Annotated in this window: 1 protein-coding gene; it reads right to left on the bottom strand. The window is 30.6% G+C overall.

From position 1 onward, the window contains the following. Positions 1-104: 104 nt before the first annotated feature. Positions 105-809 carry a hypothetical protein gene (locus tag Q1A60_RS21455; RefSeq protein WP_299770580.1) on the bottom strand — a complete coding sequence of 235 codons (705 nt, stop codon included), beginning with the start codon at positions 807-809 and terminating at the stop codon, positions 105-107. Positions 810-1137: the final 328 nt, after the last annotated feature.

The following is a 1137-nucleotide window of genomic DNA, read 5'->3' as shown; positions in this document are numbered from 1 at the left end:
AAAGAGAAAAAGTGATTTAAGTAAGAAAATAAAATATTAACTATCTTTAAAGAACTGGACTAAGGCTTTTCATAGGAGCCATTGTTAGGTGGCGTTTTTTATGTTCAGTTATTAATTTTTCCGTTTATTTCGTTCGAGTATATTTCGTTGTCTCCAAGTCGAAATCTCACTCTAAATTTTGTTTTATTCGTTCCGTAATTTTGTCTCAAAGCTGAAATTGCAATTTGATTTGGCGGAAGATAAAATTCCGTAAGTCCTGTTCCACAACCATAGATAAATTGTCTCTCAATTTGTTTCCAATTACCAATCGAATCTTGTACTTCTGTCAGCATAGGCAATACATCTCCAAATCCAATGCTCAAAGTGTCAGAACTTTGATTCTTAATGAAAATAGGATATGATTTTTTATTTACACGATGTTCAGGTGCTTTATAATATTCCCAAATCCACATTGGAAATCCGATTGTTTTTGTTGTATCAATAAATATGTTTAAGTCAGTTGCCTTTGGGTTTCTATATTTTCCCCAATCTATATCTTGAATTCTATGTCCGATTTTCGAGGTTTTATAGCATAATTCAATTGAATCAGTTAATTGTCCGATATAAACTGGCGAAAATTGAGATTCTCTTCTTTTCGAAATAGTGTCTAAAATTAATTCATTATCAAAATTATCATACAGAGTTAAATTCGAATATGGTTCGCTGATGTGTTCTTTAATTTCAGTTTTAGCAATTCCGTTATTCTCCTTTTTGTTTTGGCAAGAAGTTAAAATCAGAAGTAGTAATATGATGTTTGTAAAATGTTTCATTCAAATGACACCTAACGATTAATGTAAACGTCTGTGCGTGTAGAAAGTTAGAGGCTTTCGATAAGGCACAAGGCGTTACATTTTTATTATTTTTAAATTACAAGTTAAAATAATAAAATTTGTGACGCCGACTCCACAAATACACAACTAACTTTTGATTAAGCTCCAAAAAAGCATTGCGTTTACATATTGTGTCTGTTGCACAAGTTTTGTTAAAAATACGTATAATTAGTAACTTGTTGTATGCAAGTCTTTAAGATTTATCAGGAGAAATTATTCAATAGTTTTCAGTTAAGTGATCGTGTTCCCATTACCAATTTTTATAGAC

The sequence above is a fragment of the uncultured Dokdonia sp. genome (genome assembly GCF_947492535.1).
Lineage (GTDB): Bacteria > Bacteroidota > Bacteroidia > Flavobacteriales > Flavobacteriaceae > Dokdonia.
Note: the sequence above shows the minus strand (reverse complement) of the source record. Positions and strands in the feature narration are given on the sequence as shown.